The sequence below is a fragment of the Pseudomonadota bacterium genome, assembly GCA_039033415.1.
Classification (GTDB): Bacteria; Pseudomonadota; Gammaproteobacteria; order Xanthomonadales; family SZUA-38; genus JANQOZ01.
In genome coordinates this window covers 87307-106774 of the sequence record JBCCCR010000006.1, presented here as the reverse complement: position 1 = coordinate 106774, position 19468 = coordinate 87307, and the positions used below count along the sequence as shown (strand labels likewise).

Here is a 19468-nt window from a genome sequence, read left to right as displayed (position 1 = left end):
CGACGCGCCGGACGTCCGGGCCACCGCCCTTGGTCCCGGTCGCTTTGCGGTGGACCAGCGGATCAGCAGCACTCGCGTCTATACCGTTAGCTGGCAAGCCGCCGGCCAGGAGTTCAGCACGGAGCCGGCACTCATCCAGGTTCAGCGGGATCAGCCGCCCTCCGTTAGTGTCCAGATCCCGGAGTTCAGCCCGCAAGAGGTTCGCGATCCGGTCGGCGACCAACCCACTTTTGTCGTCGAAGTCAGTGACGACTTTGGCCTGGGTGACGTGGTGATCCTGGCGACGGTCGCCAAGGGTGACGGGGAGGGCGTGAAGTTTCGCGATATTGAGCTCGCTTTTGACGACGAAGCGGCCGTGCCGGTCCCGACGGGCATGCGCGCGGCGGTCCGCTTCCAGCGCGCCTGGGACCTGGAGGCGCTGGGCATGGAACCCGGTGATGAGCTCTACTTCCGCGCGCGGGTCACCGATAACCGCGAACCCGAAGCCAATTCGGCGCAGACGCCCGTGCTGATGCTGCGATGGCTGGCACAACGCGGTCGTCGCACCCTGGCGCTCCAGGGGCTGGCGGTTGATATCTTGCCCGAGTATTTCCGTAGCCAGCGTCAGATCATCATCGACACCGAGAAGCTCGTGGCCGACCGCAGCCGGATCAGCGTCGGTGAGGGAATCGGTCGCTCGCGCTCGCTGGCGCGCGATCAGAAAACGCTGCGCATCCGCTACGGACAGTATCTCGGCGAAGAGTACGAGAGCGAGATCGGCCTGCCGTCAGCAGCTGACCTCGAGCTCGATGACAGCCACGCCGGCGAGAGTTTTGCTGAGCATCTGGCGCATGCCCAGGGCCCGCATGGTGGACCAGGTCACAATCATGGCGGTGATCCGACGGCAACAGGTGCCGCCGACGGGGGCACAACCATCGGCGGGCTGCCGGGCTTCATGGCGGATTTTGTGCACGCCCATGATTCAGCTGAGCAGGCCACGCTGTTCGACGAAAAGACGCGCGAAACGCTCAAAGCGGCGCTGGCGGAGATGTGGCAGTCGGAGCTAAATCTCCACTTGTCACGCCCGGTTCAGGCATTGCCCTACCAGTACCAGGCGCTGACGCTGCTGAAGCAGGTCCAGCAGGCCAACCGAATCTACGTGCGGCGCGCCGGCTTTGAACCGCCAGCGCTGGACGAGGGTAAACGACTGACCGGCGATCCGGACGAAAGCGCCGATTCACGCTCGGCATGGCGCGAGGATGACAAGTTGACTCGTAGTCGGCTACGCCTCAGTGAGCTGCTCACGGCTCTGGCCGCGGCCCAGCCCTCACCGGATGAGTTGGCCTGGCTGCAAACGCAGGCGATCGACGACGCGGATCGAACTACGGTGCGACTCGCGGCAGCAACGCTTGGGGTTGGGCCTTGTGCCGACTGTCTTCGACAGCTCCAGGCTGTCGTTTGGCGGACCCTCGGCTCGGTAGATCCCCCGGCCAATGTGCGCCGCAGTGGTCCGCAGGGTCGTTTCGCCGAGTCGTATTTTGCGCCGCTCGCCGTCGAGCCAGACGCCGCTGCGGCGGCCGGCTCCGACACCCGATGAGTCTGCTGGTGGCGCCGGCCTGGGCCACTATCAGCGCGCTGCTGCTGGCGGTGCCTGCGGCGGCGCTCAGCTGGCAGCTTATCCGGCAGCCCCTCAATAGCGCTCGACGTTGGCTGGTATTGGTTGTCCAGTGGCTTGGTGCAGTAAGCCTTTGGCTCCTGCTGGTCCAGCCCCAGCGCGTCGACAACGTCGCGCGGCCGGTCGTGCTTCTGACGCCCGGAAGTTCAGCGGTTGAGGGTACCGGGGTGGTCAGGCTCTCCGGCCTCGACCTTTATCCGCTGCTGAAGGAAGTGCCCCGGGCGGACCTTATCGAGGTGCGAGGCCACGGGCTGCCGCTGGAACAGTGGCGCGGAACCGACGCCAGCCTGTCTTTCAACCCGGCGACGCTGCCGGCAGGTCTGCTGGATGTCGACTGGCCGCAGCGTCTGATCCTCGGTCAGCCGCTGACGGTCTCCGCCCGCGCGCACCGGCTCCTGCAAGCGAGGGAAGCGGTGCTGCTGGCGCCCGGAGACGTTGAGATCCAGCGGACGTCCATCGGTAGAGACGGGCGCTTCAGCCTGTCGATGTTGCCGCCGACAAGCGGGTCGATGGTGCTGCACCTGGCGCTTCGCGACAGCACCGGGGGCACGGTGCTGCGTGAACCTCTGCCGGTGCTGATCGAAGAGCCCGCCGGTCCTCGGGTGCTGCTGGCGCTGGAGAATCTGAGCTTCGAGGCGCGAGATTTGCAGCGATGGCTGGCGCGCTCGACGCCGGGTCTGAGGCTCGAGGCCCAGGTTGGCGCGCGCGTCCGCAGAACGCTAACCAGCGGGGAATCGCCGGCGCTCGACGCCTGGCAGCGCGAACCCGACGCGCTGGATCTGATGGTGGTTGACAGTGCCTGGCTTGCGGGGCTCGGGGCCGTCGAGGGCGCCCGGCTGGCGCGAGCGGTGGTCGGCGGCATGGGTCTGCTGGTGCTGGGTGACGATCGGCTGCTGAGCCTAGCTACCAGTCCGCTGCTGGATACGTTTGCCCTCGAGGCTGCCGACGGCGGTGCAACGCGCCTGTCGTTCGAGGGGGGCGCGGCAGAGCTGGAGCGGGTGGCGGTCACCGGAGCTGGTGGGCGGGCGATCGTTTCCGCGACCGACGCATCGCCCCTGGTGCTGTCGCGATCACTCGGCGCGGGCTCGGTGGTGGTATCCCTTTTGCGAAACAGCTACTCGCTGAACACGCGAGGTCAGGAAACGGCCTACGCGTCGCTCTGGCGAGAGGTGGTGTCCACGGCCGCTCGGCCGCTGCCGGCCGAGGAGTGGATAACGTCGCCGCTGCCCGTGATGCGTGTCGGGGAGCGAGTGGCTCGCTGTGACGCCAGCCGCTGTCGGGCTGGAGCGCTACAGAACGCCGGTTGGAACGATCTCGACGGGCTTCGCCAGTTTGCTTTCTCGGATGACAACTGGTCGGCGTATCGAGCCCAGCTGCTGCAGGAACAAACCAAACTGGCCGTGGCGCTGCGGGGCGCAGCTGGGAATCCGGGCGCCGGCCGAGCGCCCTGGATACCGCTCGGAGTGTTGTGGTTGACGTTCGTTCTTAGCGCTGGCTTGCTCTGGCTGGAGCAGAAATTTCGCACCTAAAGCAGTTTGCTGACCCAGGTTGCAACGGTGGCGTGGTGATTTTGCCAGGCGGTCCAGGCTGACCCGGCCCAGCGGGTAACCGCTTCCTCGTGCGCCTCAGCGGAGGATGCCAGCGCCACGTCAGCGACCGTCACCTCGCCGACCGAAGCCGGCGGTTCAAGCCAGTGAAACCAGTCGCGGTGCTGGCTGGCTTTGGACAGCAGCGCGGTAGCGACAGCGGGTTCCACGCGCCGTTCCAGGACCGCATGCAGGCTGATCAGGTGGAGGCACACGGATCGAATCGCCGCCGGCAAAGGTTCGGTGGCGCTCTCGCCGGGATGCTGGACGGCGTAGGCGTCGACGGTCAGCCGATGCAGCCTCGCGTAGGTTGGGTTGGCGTACTCACGTTCCAGCACCGTGCCAAAGGTGGCCCAGCAGCCGGGGGACGAGATCATATAGCGGTGGATCGGTCCTTCGATATCGGGCACCTGGGCGCCACACCAGGGGCACGGCGCGGTGGCAACGGAGCTTTCGGCGCGCATCATCTTTACTGCCTGATCAGGCCTGCTGCGCTTCGCTGCGCCTGAGTATTATGAGTCCAGCGGCGACCCCTGCGATCCAGGCGACATAGACCGCGCCAACCATTCGCTCATACAGTCCGAGCCATCCGGGCGTCACAAAGTAGGCGAGCAGTACCAGCCAGAGCCAGATGCCAAGGCACGCGACCGTGAACAGGCCAAGTTCCCTGGACCGGCGGGCAAGACCCGGCTGGAGTGCACCCATAGCGAGGCCAATCAGGCTCGCGACGATCCACAAAGGATCGTTGGCGTCCGGCCCTGCGAGTACGTCCGCCGTGGCGCTGGCGAAGTAATAGGCAACCGCAAAAAGCGCTACGCCACTGATCGCCAGCAAGGCCCGCCCGTATGGCCAAAGGCGGCCGCGGTCCTGCCCGCCCAGCGCCAGCGTAAGCGCCAGATGGGCCAGGCCAAACAGCAGCAGCCCAAGCGTGTGCAGCGTGCCCCAGGGCTGTGAGCTCAGTGCGCTGATTGGATCACGAACCGCGTCGAGGCGGCTATTGAGCAGCACCACGGTATGCAGTACGGGTGTCGCCAGGGTGGCGACCAGAGCCAATCGCAGCCACATAGGGATCGAGGCTTTCCGGTGAGAAAGGTGAATCGTACTCCGGTGGGGCGACAGCGCAAAGTGTTCTTAAGCCAGCCGTCGCTTGTCGACGGGCTGCTGAGGCAGCACCGCCAAGGGCGCCTGGGCCGTGCTATGGTCGCACCGCTGCCCGCTATGACAAATCCAATCACACTGAACGATCCCGCTTTCTGGGTGGTGAGCATTCCCGCGGCGCTGCTCTTTGGTATCTCCAAAGGCGGCTTTGGCGGTGGGCTCGGCATCGTTGCGGTCCCGCTGATGTCGCTCGTGATGTCCCCGGTGCAGGCGGCCGGCATTCTGCTGCCCATGCTGTTGGTGCTGGACGCGGCAGGCATCCGCGCCTTCTGGGGACATTGGGACTGGCCGAGCTTCCGGCTGCTCGGCGGCGGCGCCGTGCTGGGCATCGCTGCCGGCGGCTTAACCTTCGGGCTGGTTAGCGCGGACGCGATTCGCCTGCTTGTCGGTGCCGTTGCGCTGGCCTTCTCGGCTTATCATTACTACCGCCAATGGCGACCGCTGGATCTAGCCGGGCGCAGCGGGGGCTCGGTGGTGGGCGTCGCTGCGGGCCTTGCGAGTGGGTATACCAGCACGCTGGCCCACGCCGGCTCGCCGCCTGTCACCATGTACCTGCTGCCCAAGGGGCTGCCTCGACAGCAGTTTGTCGCGACCACGGTGATTTTGTTTGCGTTGATCAACGCCACCAAGCTGATCCCGTACGGTTTGCTGGGCCAGCTGGCGCCGGGCAACGTCGCTGCCGCCGGGGCGCTGGTGCCGGCCGGCCTGCTTGGCCTCTGGCTGGGCATCAGGCTTCAGCGGCTGCTGTCGGAACGCTGGTTCTATCACATCTGCTACGGGTTGCTGGTGCTGGTCGGAGTGCGACTCCTTTATGACGGCGGTCTCCAGCTCCTGGCCGCAGGCTGACCCGTCCGCGCGGCTCTAGCGGAGCGGGTAGCGCTGGGCTACAGTGCGGCGCTGGCGTAAACAAGGAGTCTGCAGGAATCATTATGAGTGCCACCCGTCGCGAACTATTTGGCCCCGGTCCCACCAACGTCCCCGCGAGCATCCTCAGCGCGCTCTCAGCCCCGACCATCGGGCATCTGGATCCTGAGTTTCTCGAGCTGATGGATCGGGTTAGTCAGCGGCTGCGCCATGCCTACCAGACCGACAATCCTCTGACGTTTGTTCTGTCTGCGCCGGGTTCTATCGGCATGGAAACCAGCCTGGTGAACCTGCTTGAGCCCGGAGACACGATCATCATCTGCATCAACGGTGTGTTCGGCGGACGGATGAAAGAGATTGCCACCCGGGCCGGTGCAACCGTGGTCACGGTGGAAAACGAATGGGGAACGCCGGTTGATCCGGACCAGCTCGAGCAGGCGCTCAAAAACCACCCCGAAGCGGGGGTGGTGGCGTTTGTGCATGCCGAAACCAGCACCGGGGTTCGCTCCGACGCGCGCACCATCGCTGCGCTTGCCCGCCAGCATGGCTGCCTGACGGTGGCGGATTGTGTCACCTCGCTGTCGGGCGTCGAGCTAAGGGTCGACGGCTGGGGCATCGACGTCGCCTACTCCGGCAGCCAGAAGTGTCTATCGTGCGTGCCCGGCCTCTCACCCATCACCTTCAGCGCCGCCGCGGTCGAGCGAATCCGTCGCCGCACCCACCCGGTGCAAAGCTGGTTCTGCGATATTAGCCTGCTCATGAGCTACTACGAGACCGGCGAAAAAACCCGGGCCTATCACCACACGGCGCCGGTCAACTCCCTGTTTGCCATCGCAGAGGCGCTGCGTTTGGTCGAAGCAGAGACGCTGGAGAAGCGGTGGGCGCGGCACCTCAGCGCGGCCGTTCATCTGTACGAGCGGCTGGAGGCTGCCGGCCTGGAGCCGCTCGTGGCCGCAGAGCACCGCCTGCCGCCGCTGACGCTGGTGAAAATTCCGTCGGACGCCGACGATGCCGGCGTTCGCGGCACGCTGCTCAGCAAGCGCAACATCGAGCTGGGCGGCGGCCTCGGCAAGTTTGCCGGCAAAGCCTGGCGGATTGGCCTGATGGGGGAAAACGCCACGCCTGAACGCGCGGACTATCTGGTGGACGCGCTGCTTGAGGTGATGGGAGCGGGTTAGTGTCCGCCCCGCCTAAACCACCGCTAACCCCAGGTTCCGCTGTCCGTCGGGGGCGGCAGCAGGATGGATCTGGCCTGATCGCGAAGCGCCTCGCGATCGCTGCCCGGAGCCGGTGCGAGCTCGTAGATTTCGTTAATCATCTCGAAGGCTGAGCCCGCCTGTTCGGGGGAAAAGGCGGGCAGGCTCGGCTCCAGCACCTGCTGGAGGTTGGCGATGACCTCCTCGCCGCTGCCCAGCAGAAAAGTGCTCGATCGCAGCAGCGCAGCGGCGTCTTTCGGCGCCAAATGGAAGTCTGTCTGGAAGAGATCCAGCAGCTTTTGCTTCTCCTCAGCGCTGATCTCCCCGTCAGCTTTCGCAACGGCCGCCATGACCAGCGCCGTGGCGTCCATCGGCTTCTCGACGGCGTAGATGGGGTTGGCTTCATAGCGCTTTTTCCAATCGCGCCGTCGACGCCAGAGCCAGGGGTTCAGTCCCCCAAGATCAACACCCATATCGGCGAGCCGGTAAAGCAACCAGGCGAGCGTGACCAGACTCCCGAGCAAACCAATGATTATATGCATCGGGCTATTTTTCCCGCAGCTGTCGAGGTTTTCAAGCGCTAAAACGTCGCTTTACCCGACCATATTCGCGTGTCGGACCAGGTTCCTGGGGTCGGCATGTTGTCGCTTGGTCGGGGAGGAGCCACGTTAGGCAGGCCGGGCTTGGCCATCTGCCAGTGTACGGTGAGTTCACTCCCAGGTTGTCGCTCGATGTCGATGGTGGCGCCGGCAGGTACGCCGTAGAGCCTCAGGTTGGTTGGCTTGGTGCCGCTCACCGCGCGCCCATCAACATGCAGTACTGCCAGCGCCTCCGGTGGATCGAAGTAGAGGGCGGCTCGCGCCGCGGTCTCGCTCGCCGTCAGCGTTAGCGCAGCTCCAGCGCCAGCTTCTGTCGTTTGGGTGAACGCCGGACCGAACGCATCGATGCCGCTGATCTCCGCCCCTCGCCACCAGCTCCCGCGGCTGTTGGGCACCAGTTCAGCCAGGGGCAGCTGCTCCGCCTTGGCCATCGGCGCGCCGACGAAGTCGGGCGGATCGGGATCCCGGCTGCCCCACCAGCTCGTCCCGGTAGCCACGTCGGTGAGCGCAAACAGCTCGCTTGGCCGTGGCTGCGTGGCGGAAAAGCGGAACTGAAATTGTGCGGTGACCAGAACGGCCACACCAGCGGCAAGCAGCGCGCTGGACAGCGGGCTTCGGGCGGGCGCGATAGGCAGGAGGGTGGCGGCCAGCAGCAGCACCAGGAGGGCCAGCGGCAGCTGCGGCAAAAAGATGCCGAGGCCAAGGTACACCGCGTGGACCATGGCGGGCATCAGCAGCAGCGCCGGAATCCACGCCAATGCCAGCCAGGCGTTGAGCCGGTCACCGCCCTCCGCGGATCGTGCCGACATCAGCAGCAGTCCGCCGGGCAGAGCGAGCAGGGCAGCCGGATAGCTCGCATGGGGCAAGGTCAGGAGCGCAACGATGCCCAGCACGGTCCACAGCATTGCGGACAGTGCCAGCCAGGCAAGCGTGGGTAAGCCTCGACGGGCCGGGTAGAGCAGCGCCAGCGTCGCCAGCACGGTGATCGCCACCGGCACCAACCGGTCCGCGAAGAACCCGATGCCAAGCTGGACGGCCAGAAACGCTCCAACCCAAACCCAGGGGACCGAATAGCTAAGTCGGCGCCCCAGCCACAGCGTGCCGCCGATGGTGAGCAGGGCGGCGCCCAGAAAATTCAGCTCGTAGAGGTGAAAATTGCGCCAGAAGTCGGCATCGCGCCAGCCGCCGGCGAACCACAGATCGCTGAGGCTCTCGAACAGATTGCTGACATTCATGAGCACGGCCAGCAGCGCCGCCAGCGCTACCGCTAGCGACCGGCCGCTGAGCAGGCGGCGAGCCAGGACCAGCCTCAGGCCGACGAGTACCGCTGCCGTCGCCAGGCCCGCCAGCAGCCAAACCGTGAGCAGTGAGTATTGGACGAACACCCAGCTGGACAAATTAAAGTAGGTTTTGTCGTTGTCGGTGCGCGCCAGCGCGAGATCGGCGTTGATCAAGTGGCGGGTCAACGCCACTGCGTTGCCGGCCTGCTGGGCCAGCGAACGAGGAGAGAGATTGGTGGAGTTGTCTGTGGCCGCGTGGTAATTGGGATAACCGTCGATAAAGGCGAAGTTGATGCCCGGAATCCCCTCACCGAGGGAGATCGTCATATCCGTATCGTTGGGCATCCGCTTGTAGACCTCAAAGCTGATGGAGTTAGCCAGCGGGGATCCCAGCACGTCGCCCAGCATCTCGATCAGGCCGCTGTTCCCGCTACTGGTCTGAAACATCTGCGGCGGCCCGGCGTTGCCGCGCGCCTCGAAGTTGACAACGAGGTCGACTTCCGCAGCGAGCGGGTGCTGGCGGAAAAAACCCTGGGCGCCGAACAGACCCATCTCCTCGCCGTCGGTGATGACTACCAGTAAGCGATTTCGCCGATTGGGCTGTGACGCCGCCTCGCGGGCGCCGGCCAGCTGGGCGGCCACGCCGGATGCCGCGTCACCCGCGCCGGGGCCCTGCCAGACCGAATCGTAGTGACTCATCAGCAGAAAGGTGCCGGACTCCTCGTCGGGGGTGGTGCTGGGAAGTTCGGCCACCACGTTTTCTACCCACGCCACTCGCGGACTGGCGGAGGTGCGGCTGGGGTGCAGGTAGTCGACTCGCGTCCGCTGCACGGAAACCTCAAAGCCCAGGTCTCTGAGCTGCTGCTCAAGCAGTGAACGAACCCGACGGGCGGGCTCGGAGCCAAGCGGGTGAGGTTCAGCGGCGATCGACGCCACGTCGGCCTGCAGCGTCTTGAGGTCAAGGTCGAGCGGATCAGCGCCGCGCCTGGCGTCCCAGACGGCAAAGACGGCAACAATCAAAAGAAGCCAGAAAGGCAGGGTATGGGATTGCTTGATGGCGGCGTTTCCTTCTCCGTAGCCTGCCCGAGGCGGGCAAAACGATTGAAAGGATACGTTAGCTCACGCTGCTGGCGGTGGCCATAGGGAGCCGGTGGGCCTCGTCGGGACCTATCAACTCGATCCGGTCTCGCCCGCTGCGCTTGGCGAGATAAAGCGCCTGATCAGCGCGGCGCCGAAGGCTGGCGACGTCGTCCAGCGCTCCGAGCCACGTGAGACCGATACTGGTCGTGACGGAAAACTTCTGATCGCCCGCACCGGAAAAGTAGAGATCCGACAGGCGTCGGCGGATGTTCTCACCTCGCTCGCGCGCATGATTCAGGTCAGCGCCCAGCAGCACAATCAAAAACTCTTCTCCGCCCGAGCGGAAGATCAGATCGGAGGAACGACACGCCTGCCGCATGACGCCGGCAAAGGTCTTCAGCACTGCGTCGCCGCAGTCGTGCCCGTGGATGTCGTTGACCTTCTTGAAGTGGTCAAGGTCGAGGGTCAGCAGCGATAGCGCCGAATTGGAGGCCAGCGACATCGACAGCGCGTTACCCAAGGCCTGCTCCATGCTGCGTCGGTTGCCCAGCCCGGTGAGCGGGTCGGTGAGGGCCTGCTCCTGATATTCGCTGCTGTTCGCGCGGGCCTGCCGGCTCCAGCGGAGTAGCCCAAGGCCGGTGAGCACCGCGCCGATCATAAGCGCAACGTTCTCCGGCCATGATCCCAAGACCATGGCGCCATCGCGAAACTCGTCGAGCACGTCCTCCAGCAATCCTGCGCACAGCAGCGTCACGCCGCTGAAGATCAGCCAGTAGGTCGTCTGACTGGCGCGCAATCGAAGCAGGGCGATCAGGGAACAGGCTGCGAGCGCCAGCAGGAAGCCGCCGCCAACCACGTCGGGCCAGTCGACGCTCGTCACAGGCTGACCCGCGGACGCCGAGAAGCGACCCCAGACGCCGAGGCCAACCACCACGACGCAAGTCATGACAACCGCGCTGTCAATTCGGGGTTGGTTCAAACCCATCTCCTCCATCCCAATGGGGCGTCATTTTATGGGCGACGCCACCCGATATTGTGACTGCGCCGGCTAATTGGCTTTGTTTTAACATCGTTTGCAATGGTGACTATCGCCCGTATCGCCCCGTTTTAGCGGGGAGTGGCGATTGACATCCGCGGGAAAACCCCGGACGCTGCCCAACCTTTTTTCCATTTCGCGAAAGGTCTTTTCCATGGTCCTAGCCTTCCTCAATGCGACGGTTTGCGGCGCAGTTCTGCGTGTGTGTCAGGGTCGTGGGGCCCGCTTATGGCTGCTGGCAACGGCGGTGCTCGCCAGCGCGCCTACGCTGGCGCTCGACACGCGGCTGCTGGCGGGTCTGGAAGCGCGCAACATCGGTCCGGCTGCGATGTCCGGCAGGATTTCGGCACTCGATGCGCTGGCAAGCGATCCGAACTTTATTGTCGCCGGAGCGGGAACCGGCGGAGTGTGGATCTCCGAAAATGGCGGCCTGAACTGGCGTCCGGTTTTCGACGACCAGCCCGTGACGTCGATCGGCGCGCTGGCGATTAACCAAAAAAATCCGAACATCATCTGGGTGGGCACCGGCGAGAGCAACGTTCGGAATTCAACCTCGATCGGCGCCGGGATTTTCAAATCGGTCGACGGCGGTGAGACCTGGGTACAGATGGGTCTTGAGGACTCCGAGCGCATCGACCGTATCGCGCTGCATCCGGATAATCCTGATGTGGCCTACGTCGCCGCCCTCGGAACGCTCTGGGGCCCCAACGAGTCGCGCGGGGTCTATCGCACCATCGATGGGGGCAAAACCTGGGACAAGATCCTTTACGTCGACGAGCGCACCGGTGCCACCGACGTCAAGCTCGATCCGGCCAATCCACACAAACTCTACGCGGCGATGTGGGAATTTCGACGCTGGCCTTATCAGTTTAAGTCCGGCGGGCCGGGCTCCGGCCTCTATGTTTCGCACGATGGTGGCGACAGCTGGCAGCAGCGCACCGCGGCGGATGGGCTGCCGAAAGGTGAGCTGGGAAGGATGGTGGTAGCGCCATCGCCGGCGGACAGCAGCCGCGTCTACGTGTTGGTCGAAGCAAAGAAGAGTGCGTTGATGCGATCGGACGACGGTGGACGAACTTTTAAAACCGTTAATGACGATTACAACGTGGCCATCCGGCCGTTCTACTACACCGAGCTGTTCGCCGACCCGCAGAACCCGGACCGGGTTTACAACGTTGAGAGCCGGCTACGGGTGTCGGTCGATGGCGGCAAAAGTTTCACCTACAACGAGGCGGTGGACTGCTGTCGCCCGGGCAACTTTGTCCATATCGACAACCACGCGTTCTGGATCAATCCGTCGAACCCCGAGAACATTCTCCTCGGCAATGACGGAGGTATCGCGGTCACCCGCGATCGGGGAGAAACCTGGCGATTTGTCGAAAACCTGGCGCTGGCTCAGTTCTATCACATCGCGGTGGACAACGACGATCCGTACAACGTCTACGGCGGGCTGCAGGACAACGGGTCGTGGCGGGGACCGGCCGAGGTCCGCGAAAACGCGGGCATCCGCAATCTCCATTGGCAGGAGGTCGGCTTCGGTGACGGCTTCGACACCCAGCCGGACCCGCGCAATTCGCGGCGAGGCTTTTCCATGTCTCAGGGCGGTACCCTCTATCGCTGGAGTCTGGATTCCGGCGAGCAGCAGCTAATCCGTCCCGCTCCACCGACGCCGGATACCGAACTCCGCTTCAACTGGAACGCGGCCCTCGCGATTGATCCGTTCAATCCGGACGTCGTCTACTACGGCAGTCAGTTTGTGCACAAAAGCGTCGACTTTGGCGCGAGCTGGGAGGTGATCAGCCCGGACCTGACCACCAACAATCCGGCGTTTCAGACGTATCGCGAGTCCGGCGGTCTGACGCCCGACGTCACCGCGGCGGAAAACTTCACCACGATAGTGGCCATTGCCCCGAGCCCCGTGACCGAGGGCGTGCTCTGGGTCGGCACGGACGACGGACGGGTGCACGTGACCCGCGACGGTGGGGCCAGCTGGACCCGGGTGGATACCAACGTCCGCGGCGTACCGGCCGGGGCCTGGGTGCCGATGATCGAACCGAGTCCGCATGATGCCGCGGTGGCTTTTGTGGTTTTTGACGACCATCGCCGGTCCGATATGAAAACCTATGTGGCCCGCGCCGAAAACTATGGCGCTCGCTGGCGGCTGCTGAGCCGCGACGACAACCTGGAAGGCTACGCGCTGTCGATCAAGCAGGATCCGATAGACCCGGAGCTGCTGTTTCTCGGCACCGAGTTTGGGCTCTACTTCAGCAGCACCGGCGGCGCAAACTGGCATCGCTTCAGCGCGGGGGTGCCCACGGTTTCAGTGATGGACATGGCCATCCAGGCCCGGGAAAACGACCTCGTGCTGGGTACCCACGGACGCAGCGTTTATGTGATCGATGACTATAGCGCGCTGCGTGGGCTTGACGATGGAACGATGGCACAACGCTTTGCGCTGCTCAGCGCGGGCCCAGGCCAGCAGTACGTGCGGGCCCAGACGCCTGGCGGTCGTTTCACCGGGTCAGGGGAGTTTCGAGCACCCAACGAGCCCTATGGTGCTCTGCTGACGTTTGTCGTTGCTGGCGACGACCTGCCGCATCCGGACCAGGATGCCGAGCGCGAGCGCCTCAATGCCGAGAGCCGGGCGAAGGCGGAAGCGTCGGGTGACGAGGAGGGTGATTCGGACACCGGAGAAGGTGATGACAAGCCAACCAAGGTGGAGCTAAGGGTCTTCGCTGATGACGGCAAACTGCTGCGAACCCGTCGCTTTAAGGTCCACCAGGGTATCAACCGCATCACCTGGGATCTGCGGGCTGACGGGGTCCGTCCGCTGCCCGGCCCGGAGCCGGCCAAGCTGGAGGACGGCTTGCCGCGCGGCCCGCAGGTGCCGCCGGGTACCTACGATGTGGTGCTGACCTTCGACGGTATCGAGCAGCGCGCGAGCGTCGAAGTGCTGGCGGACGCGCATGCCGACTATTCCTTGGCCGGCCGCGAGGCCAACTACGCCGCGCAGCTCAGCCTTCAGGAGCTAAGAGAGCGGCTGGTGACGTTGACCGAGAAGGTGGTCCACGCCCGCGATGATGTCAAAGTCATTCAGGCGCGAATCAAGCGCGCGCAACGGGCAGAAGAGGATGTGCATGAGTCGCTGCTCGAGACCGCAGACTCGGTGCTCGAAGCCCTGAACGATTGGGAAAAGCGCGTCCGGGTGCCGGCAAAAACCCGCGGCATTGTCTTCGACGACGATAAGCTGACCAGCGTCCTGGGTATCGCGCAGTTTTATGTTGGCTCGACGCTCGGTGAGCCCTCATCGACGGCTCGGATCCATATGGAGCGGGCGGCGACGGCCGTTGGTGCCGCGGAAGCCGACTACGCTGAGTTTGTGCGCGAGACGCTCGAGCCATTTGCCAGCACCGCGGGCCAGACGCCGCTGGGTCTGTTTTCCGGCGGTGCGCGGTAACCGGCGTTGAGCTGGCTATTCGCGGCGCTGCTGCTGCTGGCCCTGGCCGCCAGCGTGTGGCTGTTCAATGGTCTGGTGCATGCGCGCAACCTGTGTGCTTCAGCCTGGGCGGATATCGACGTGCAGCTGCAGCGGCGTCACGACCTGGTTCCGCGGCTGGTCAAGGTGGTCAAGGCCGCCGCAAGCCACGAGCGTGAGACGCTGGAGGCGGTGGTGGAAAGCCGCGACCTGGCGGTGCGTGCCGGGGAGGTGGCCGACAAGGGAGAGCGCGAGGAGGCGCTCGGTGACGCCATCTCGCGGCTGGTGCTCCTGGTTGAGGATTACCCTGACCTGAAGGCCGGTGACAGCTTCCTCGAGCTGAACGAAGATCTCGTCGACATCGAAGACAAGCTTCAATACGCGAGGCGCTTCTATAACGGCGCCACCCGGGAATATAACAACCGGGTGCAGCGCTTTCCGGATCAGCTGGTCGCCGGGTCGTTCGGCTTCAAGCTGGCCGACTACTTCCAGGCTGACGCTGATGCGAGAACCGCTGCAACGGTGGGTCTGTCATGAGCCACCGCGGGTTCCTTCGGGCCCTTGCTGGATCGATGCTGATGCTGGGCCTGCTGCTGACCACTCATGTCGCGCTGGCACAGGAAAAGATTCTCCGCTTTGACTCGGTGATTGCGCTCGCCGCTGACGGGTCAATGGAGGTCACGGAGACAATCCGCGTGCGGGCTCAGGGGAATGCGATACGCCGCGGCATCTTCCGCGACTTTCCCACGCGCTATCGGGATCGCTGGGGCAATGAGGTGATCGTCGACTTCGATGTGCTGTCTGCCCGCCGTGACGGTCAGGCCGAGAATTTCCGAACCGAAAATCTCAGCAACGGCGTGCGCGTGTACCTGGGCCGTGAGGACGTGTGGCTTGAGCCGGGCGTCTACAGCTATGAGATCCGCTATCGGACCAACCACCAGGCGGGGTTCTATGAAGACTTTGATGAACTGTATTGGAACGTTACCGGCAATGGCTGGGACTTCTCAATTGCCGCTGCGAGCGCCCGGGTCCGACTCCCGGCGTCGGTAGCCGATGAAGCTTTGCGCCTGGCGGCCTACACCGGGCCATTCGGCAGCACCCGCAGTGACGCAACGGCTCAGCGATTGCCCAGCGGCGAAGTGTTGTTTGAAACCACGCGCGAGCTGGGTCCGCGGCAGGGCCTGACCATCGGTGTCGGTTTCCCCAAGGGGATCCTCATCGAGCCCAGCGGCGCGGCCAAAGCCGCCCGGCTGCTGGAAAACAACGCGGGCATGCTGGCTGGCGGCGGCGGTTGGCTGGCGGTGCTGGGGTTCTATCTTTTCTCCTGGCAACGGGTGGGAAAAGATCCGAAGGCCGGCATCATTATTCCGCGGTATACGGCGCCGGACGGCTATTCGCCGGCGGCGCTGCGCTACATTTGGCGACGAAAATATGATTCGGGTTGTTTCAGCGCCGCGCTGGTCAATCTGGCGGTTAAAGGCGAACTCAACATTCGCCGCAGTGACGGGTGGCTCAATCGGATGTTTTCCGTCCAGCGAACGCCGGAGCAGGGCGGGAAATTTCCGCTCGCGCCCGGAGAGCAGGTGCTGTTGGACCGGCTGCTGGGTCACCGCAAGACCCGCCTGAAGTTCGAAAACAAAAACCATAGCAAGATCCGAAGCGCTCTGAAGAACCACAAACGCTCGCTGGTCAGCGACTATGGCCAACGCTACTTCAGCCTGAACGGTAGTGTGTTGGGGCGGGGCGTGGTTCTATCGATTCTGGCGGCACTGCTGATGTTCGTTTTCAGTCGCTATGCCGGTGCCTATATGGCAATTGTCATCGCCATGCTGGTGATCACCAACGTGCTCTTTTTTCGTTGGATGGAAGCACCGACCATGCATGGACGCAAACTCCTCGACCATATCGAAGGCCTGCGGCTATATCTGGGCGTGGCCGAACGGCCCGACCTCGAGCGGCAGAAGGAGCCGCTACCCACCTTCGAAGAGTTTGAGAAGCAGCTGCCGTATGCCGTGGCGCTCGACTGCGCCAGTACGTGGGTCGATCGCTTCGAAAGTGAACTGGCACGGCTTCAGGAAGCCGGTCAGCTCAAGCATCGGGGCTGGTATTCCAGCCAGGGTGACCTGTCGTCAAGCGGTATCACGAGCAGCGTCAACTCGCTAGGCAGCGCGCTGGGCAGCGCCATCTCGTCATCGTCCGTTCCGCCTGGATCGAGCTCTAGCGGTGGCTCCGGCGGCGGCGGGTTTTCCGGCGGCGGCGGCGGCGGCGGTGGGGGCGGCGGCTGGTAGTAAACCTACTGCTGCTGACGGCTGCGCCGGTGGCCGTCGAGGCTGAAATAGGTCAGAGCGATCAGCTCATGCAGCTGACCGAGGTAAACCTGACAGCGGTCCAGATACTGGCTGAGCGCCGAGTCTCTTGCGAGGCGCTCGACGTCGCGCGAGAAGTGTTTGCTGAGCTCTCGACAGTAAGCTAACGCACGCCGATTGCGGGGCAGCTGCTTCAGCGCGAGACCCATCTGCGCGACACAGAATTCGAGCGACCGAGGGTAGCTGGCGTCGTGCAGCAGGAAGTCGAGTACCGAATCCCGGGAGATGGTGGCCTGCATCCGTCGACGATAGGCGGAGTCGGCTGACAGCGAGCGCAGGATGCCGCGCCAGTACCCCTGACGCGATGCCGGCGAATCGGCCTGTACCTCGCTGGCGGCGCGAACGTCGATGATTCGAGTGGTCATGTCGGCCCGCTCCAGGTTGCTGCCCAGCCGACGAAACTCGTAGGCATCACCGCGACTGAGACTGTTCTCCAGCAGCCCACTGAGCTGCTGACCCAACCCGATTAACCGTCGAAGGTGAGCGGCTCGCGCGGATCGCGACAGTTGGCCCGTGAGATTGTCCCGCGCGTAAAGATGCGCGGCATTGATCAGCTCCCAGGTCTCCGTCGGCATAATCTCGCGGATTGTCCGCGCGTTTTCCCGAGCTCCGGCCAGCGAGCTGATGAGCGATCCCGGGTTGTCCCGTTCGCTCAACAGGAATCGACACACCGCCTGTTCCTGGTTGGATGCGTCGGCGCGATCGAAGTGTGGGCTGCTGCCGGTAATATCGATTAGCGTCGACCAGCCGTCATGCCCCGTTGTGGGCAGGTCGAGCATCAGGTCCGTCGTCACGTTGATCAGCCGCGCCGTGTTTTCCACCCGCTCAAGGTAGCGCGCGAGCCAGTAGACCCGATCGGCAACGCGCGACAGCATCGGGGACAAGCTCACGCCTCGTCTCCCTCGGTCGTTCCGCCGACAATCCAGGTGTCTTTGCTCCCGCCGCCTTGCGAGGAGTTGACCACGATGGAACCTTTGACCATGGCCACGCGGGTGAGGCCACCGGCGGTCACCGCCGTGTCGGCGCCGCTGAGGATAAACGGCCGCAGATCCAGATGCCTCGGTTCAGCCTTGGCGCCGATTACCGCCGGGGCGGTGGACAGCGACAGCATGGGTTGCGCGATAAAATTACGCGGGTTCCGCCGAATCTTGTCGGCAAATTCCTGGCGTTCCTTGACCTTGGCTTTCGGTCCAATGAGCATTCCGTAGCCGCCGGACTCGCTGACGGGCTTGACCACGAGCTTGTCCAGGTTATTCACCACGTAGTCCCGTTCGTCTCTAACGTTACAGCGATAGGACGGCACGTTGGCCAGGATGGGTTCCTCGTTCAGGTAATAGCGGATCATGTCCGGTACGTAGGTATAGACGAGCTTGTCATCAGCGACGCCGCAGCCGGGTGCGTTAGCCAGCGCCACGTGGCCAGCCTGCCAGGCGCTCATCAGTCCGGGAACGCCCAGCATCGAGTCGGCCCGAAACACCTTGGGGTCGAGAAACAGATCGTCAATCCGCCGGTAGATGACGTGGATCCGAGTCAGTCCGCTGATGGTGCGTGCGTAAACCTTTCGATCGCGGCCTACGGTCAGATCGCTGCCCTCGACCAGCAGCGCGCCCATCTCCTGCGCAAGATAGGCATGCTCGAAGTAGGCGGAGTTGTAGATTCCCGGCGTTAGCACGGCAATGTTTGGCTGTGCCTCGGGCGTCAGGGAACAGAGTGTCTCGTAAAGCTGCGTCGGATAATCATCCACCGGTCGGATCAGGTATTCAGCAAACAGCTCCGGCAGGACCCGCTTCATCACCTGCCGGTTTTCCAGCATGTAGGCAACGCCCGACGGGACCCGGAGATTGTCCTCGAGCACATATACGTCGCCATTTTCGTCCCGGACCAGGTCGCTACCGCACACGTGAGACCAGATGCCGTGGGGCGGCGAGATGCCTCGGCACTCGGGTCGATAGTCTTTGCTGTTGGCGATGACTGCCGGATCGACTACGCCATCGTTCATGATCTGCTGGTCGTGGTATACGTCGTCGATGAACTGGTTGAGCGCCTTGACCCGCTGCTTGAGTCCCCGCTCAATCTCGTCCCACTCAGCGGCCTGGATGATTCGGGGAATGATGTCGAATGGCCATTCGCGGTCGATTGAGCCTTCGACGTCGTTGTAGACGGTGAAGGTAATGCCCATGGTACGGATCGCAAGCTCAGCGGCGGCTTTTCGTTCCTTAAGCTCGTGTGCATTCATCCCGGCAAAGGTTCGACACAGCGTGCCCGCGCCCGCTCTGGCCCGCCCGCTCGGCAGGATCAATTCATCGAAGCAATCGGGTGATTGGTAGTCTTTCCAGTCAATGGCCATACCGGGGCATGCTTGCATACCGGTGAACGTCGTGCCAGCATTTATCGAGCAAACATCTGCTGACCCCCATGACCTACTGTCTTGCCCTGAAAGTGGATTCGGGCCTTCTGCTCGCGTCCGATTCTCGCACCAATGCCGGTGTGGACCATATCAATACCTACAGCAAGCTACGGATTTTCGACGATGCTCCGGACCGTACCCTGGTTCTGCTCAGCGCCGGCAACCTGGCGACCACCCAGGCGGTCTCCAACCGGCTGCAGCGCGACCTGGAGGACAGCCGGTCCAAAGTGAATCTGCACAAGCTCGACTATATGTTCGACGCCGCGGAATACATCGGCCAGATCAGCCGGCGGGCGCAGAGTCTGACCGGCCCCGATCAGAGCAGCGTCAACACGCGGGCGAGCTTCATCCTTGGCGGGCAGATTCAGGGCCAGCCGCCGCGGCTCTATCTCATCTACCCCGAAGGGAACTACATTCAGGCCTCGAGCAGCGCCCCCTTTCTGCAGATCGGAGAGACCAAATACGGCAAGCCGATCCTGGATCGCCTGGTTCACAAGGGCCTGTCGCTGGATGACGCGGCGCGCCTGGCGCTCGTGTCGATCGATTCGACGCGGCGCAGTAATGTGTCTGTCGGCCCGCCGTTCGAAGTGGCCTATTACGAACGCGATCGCCTCCAGCTCACCCGCACGCTGAGCTTCGACCGGGATGACCCTCACTTCGTTCGGCTCTGCGATCAGTGGGGTGAGGCGCTGGAGCAAAGTTTCTCCGTGCTGCCCGCTTTCGACTGGGAGGACAGCGGAAAAGCGCCGGACGCATGAGCCCGGGAGGAT

14 protein-coding genes are annotated in these 19468 nt (G+C 63.9%); 7 read left to right on the top strand and 7 right to left on the bottom strand.

Features of this window, described 5'->3' with window-relative positions:
• Positions 1-1572 precede the first annotated feature (1572 nt).
• Positions 1573-3183, top strand: coding sequence for a hypothetical protein (locus AAF358_06360; protein MEM7705157.1), 1611 nt, complete (start codon positions 1573-1575; stop codon positions 3181-3183).
• On the opposite strand, the gene AAF358_06355 is transcribed toward AAF358_06360, so the two are convergent.
• Both AAF358_06355 and AAF358_06350 read right to left on the bottom strand, forming a co-directional pair.
• Positions 3180-3707: a DUF5946 family protein gene (locus AAF358_06355; GenBank protein ID MEM7705156.1), complete on the bottom strand. Its 528-nt coding sequence runs from the start codon at positions 3705-3707 to the stop codon at positions 3180-3182. The genes AAF358_06360 and AAF358_06355 overlap by 4 nt on opposite strands.
• Before the next feature lie 13 nt (positions 3708-3720).
• The gene (locus tag AAF358_06350) at positions 3721-4305 is read right to left on the bottom strand and encodes a DUF998 domain-containing protein (GenBank protein MEM7705155.1); all 585 of its coding nucleotides are present in this window, start codon (positions 4303-4305) and stop codon (positions 3721-3723) included.
• Positions 4306-4458: 153 nt separating this feature from the next.
• Here AAF358_06350 and AAF358_06345 point away from each other — a divergent pair, with 153 nt between their 5' ends.
• Both AAF358_06345 and AAF358_06340 read left to right on the top strand, forming a co-directional pair.
• Entirely contained in the window at positions 4459-5244 is a 786-nt protein-coding gene (locus tag AAF358_06345) for a sulfite exporter TauE/SafE family protein (protein MEM7705154.1), read from the top strand.
• An 83-nt stretch (positions 5245-5327) separates the two neighbouring features.
• Complete coding sequence (locus tag AAF358_06340) at positions 5328-6440, top strand: alanine--glyoxylate aminotransferase family protein (protein ID MEM7705153.1); 1113 nt, start codon at positions 5328-5330, stop codon at positions 6438-6440.
• Between the two features lie 23 nt (positions 6441-6463).
• Here AAF358_06340 and AAF358_06335 read toward each other — a convergent pair whose 3' ends face one another.
• The 3 genes from AAF358_06335 to AAF358_06325 form a co-directional block, all read right to left on the bottom strand.
• Positions 6464-7000 carry a tellurite resistance TerB family protein gene (locus AAF358_06335; GenBank protein MEM7705152.1) on the bottom strand — a complete coding sequence of 179 codons (537 nt, stop codon included), beginning with the start codon at positions 6998-7000 and terminating at the stop codon, positions 6464-6466.
• Positions 7001-7038: 38 nt separating this feature from the next.
• Positions 7039-9357, bottom strand: a complete 2319-nt coding sequence (locus AAF358_06330; protein MEM7705151.1) for a M28 family peptidase — start codon at positions 9355-9357, stop codon at positions 7039-7041.
• A 94-nt stretch (positions 9358-9451) separates the two neighbouring features.
• Positions 9452-10396 (bottom strand): GGDEF domain-containing protein, encoded by a 945-nt coding sequence (locus AAF358_06325; protein MEM7705150.1) that lies wholly within the window; start codon positions 10394-10396, stop codon positions 9452-9454.
• Positions 10397-10607: 211 nt separating this feature from the next.
• Between AAF358_06325 and AAF358_06320 the strand changes: the two genes are divergently transcribed.
• From AAF358_06320 to AAF358_06310, 3 genes are read left to right on the top strand one after another with little or no spacing between them, the layout of a single operon-like run.
• The gene (locus AAF358_06320; protein ID MEM7705149.1) at positions 10608-13907 is read left to right on the top strand and encodes a hypothetical protein; all 3300 of its coding nucleotides are present in this window, start codon (positions 10608-10610) and stop codon (positions 13905-13907) included.
• 6 nt (positions 13908-13913) lie between these two features.
• The gene (locus AAF358_06315; GenBank protein MEM7705148.1) at positions 13914-14462 is read left to right on the top strand and encodes a LemA family protein; all 549 of its coding nucleotides are present in this window, start codon (positions 13914-13916) and stop codon (positions 14460-14462) included.
• The gene (locus AAF358_06310; protein ID MEM7705147.1) at positions 14459-16213 is read left to right on the top strand and encodes a DUF2207 domain-containing protein; all 1755 of its coding nucleotides are present in this window, start codon (positions 14459-14461) and stop codon (positions 16211-16213) included. The genes AAF358_06315 and AAF358_06310 overlap by 4 nt, the downstream gene beginning before the upstream one ends.
• Positions 16214-16218: 5 nt before the next feature.
• On the opposite strand, the gene AAF358_06305 is transcribed toward AAF358_06310, so the two are convergent.
• Together AAF358_06305 and AAF358_06300 are read right to left on the bottom strand one after the other, a co-directional pair.
• Positions 16219-17181 carry an alpha-E domain-containing protein gene (locus tag AAF358_06305; GenBank protein ID MEM7705146.1) on the bottom strand — a complete coding sequence of 321 codons (963 nt, stop codon included), beginning with the start codon at positions 17179-17181 and terminating at the stop codon, positions 16219-16221.
• On the bottom strand, positions 17178-18638 hold the full coding sequence (locus AAF358_06300; protein ID MEM7705145.1) for a circularly permuted type 2 ATP-grasp protein: 1461 nt from the start codon (positions 18636-18638) through the stop codon (positions 17178-17180). The genes AAF358_06305 and AAF358_06300 overlap by 4 nt, the downstream gene beginning before the upstream one ends.
• 68 nt (positions 18639-18706) lie before the next feature.
• Here AAF358_06300 and AAF358_06295 point away from each other — a divergent pair, with 68 nt between their 5' ends.
• Positions 18707-19456 (top strand): hypothetical protein, encoded by a 750-nt coding sequence (locus AAF358_06295; protein ID MEM7705144.1) that lies wholly within the window; start codon positions 18707-18709, stop codon positions 19454-19456.
• The last annotated feature ends 12 nt before the right edge of the window (positions 19457-19468 follow it).

Bases quoted from the DNA above. Each gene is read 5' to 3' on its own strand.
- AAF358_06310 (MEM7705147.1), top strand. From the start codon at position 14,459: ATGAGCCACCGCGGGTTCCTTCGGGCCCTTGCTGGATCGATGCTGATG.
- AAF358_06345 (MEM7705154.1), top strand. From the start codon at position 4,459: ATGACAAATCCAATCACACTGAACGATCCCGCTTTCTGGGTGGTGAGC.
- AAF358_06295 (MEM7705144.1), top strand. From the start codon at position 18,707: ATGACCTACTGTCTTGCCCTGAAAGTGGATTCGGGCCTTCTGCTCGCG.
- AAF358_06335 (MEM7705152.1), bottom strand. From the start codon at position 7,000: ATGCATATAATCATTGGTTTGCTCGGGAGTCTGGTCACGCTCGCCTGG.
- AAF358_06355 (MEM7705156.1), bottom strand. From the start codon at position 3,707: ATGATGCGCGCCGAAAGCTCCGTTGCCACCGCGCCGTGCCCCTGGTGT.
- AAF358_06300 (MEM7705145.1), bottom strand. From the start codon at position 18,638: ATGGCCATTGACTGGAAAGACTACCAATCACCCGATTGCTTCGATGAA.
- AAF358_06360 (MEM7705157.1), top strand. From the start codon at position 1,573: ATGAGTCTGCTGGTGGCGCCGGCCTGGGCCACTATCAGCGCGCTGCTG.
- AAF358_06340 (MEM7705153.1), top strand. From the start codon at position 5,328: ATGAGTGCCACCCGTCGCGAACTATTTGGCCCCGGTCCCACCAACGTC.
- AAF358_06350 (MEM7705155.1), bottom strand. From the start codon at position 4,305: ATGTGGCTGCGATTGGCTCTGGTCGCCACCCTGGCGACACCCGTACTG.
- AAF358_06320 (MEM7705149.1), top strand. From the start codon at position 10,608: ATGGTCCTAGCCTTCCTCAATGCGACGGTTTGCGGCGCAGTTCTGCGT.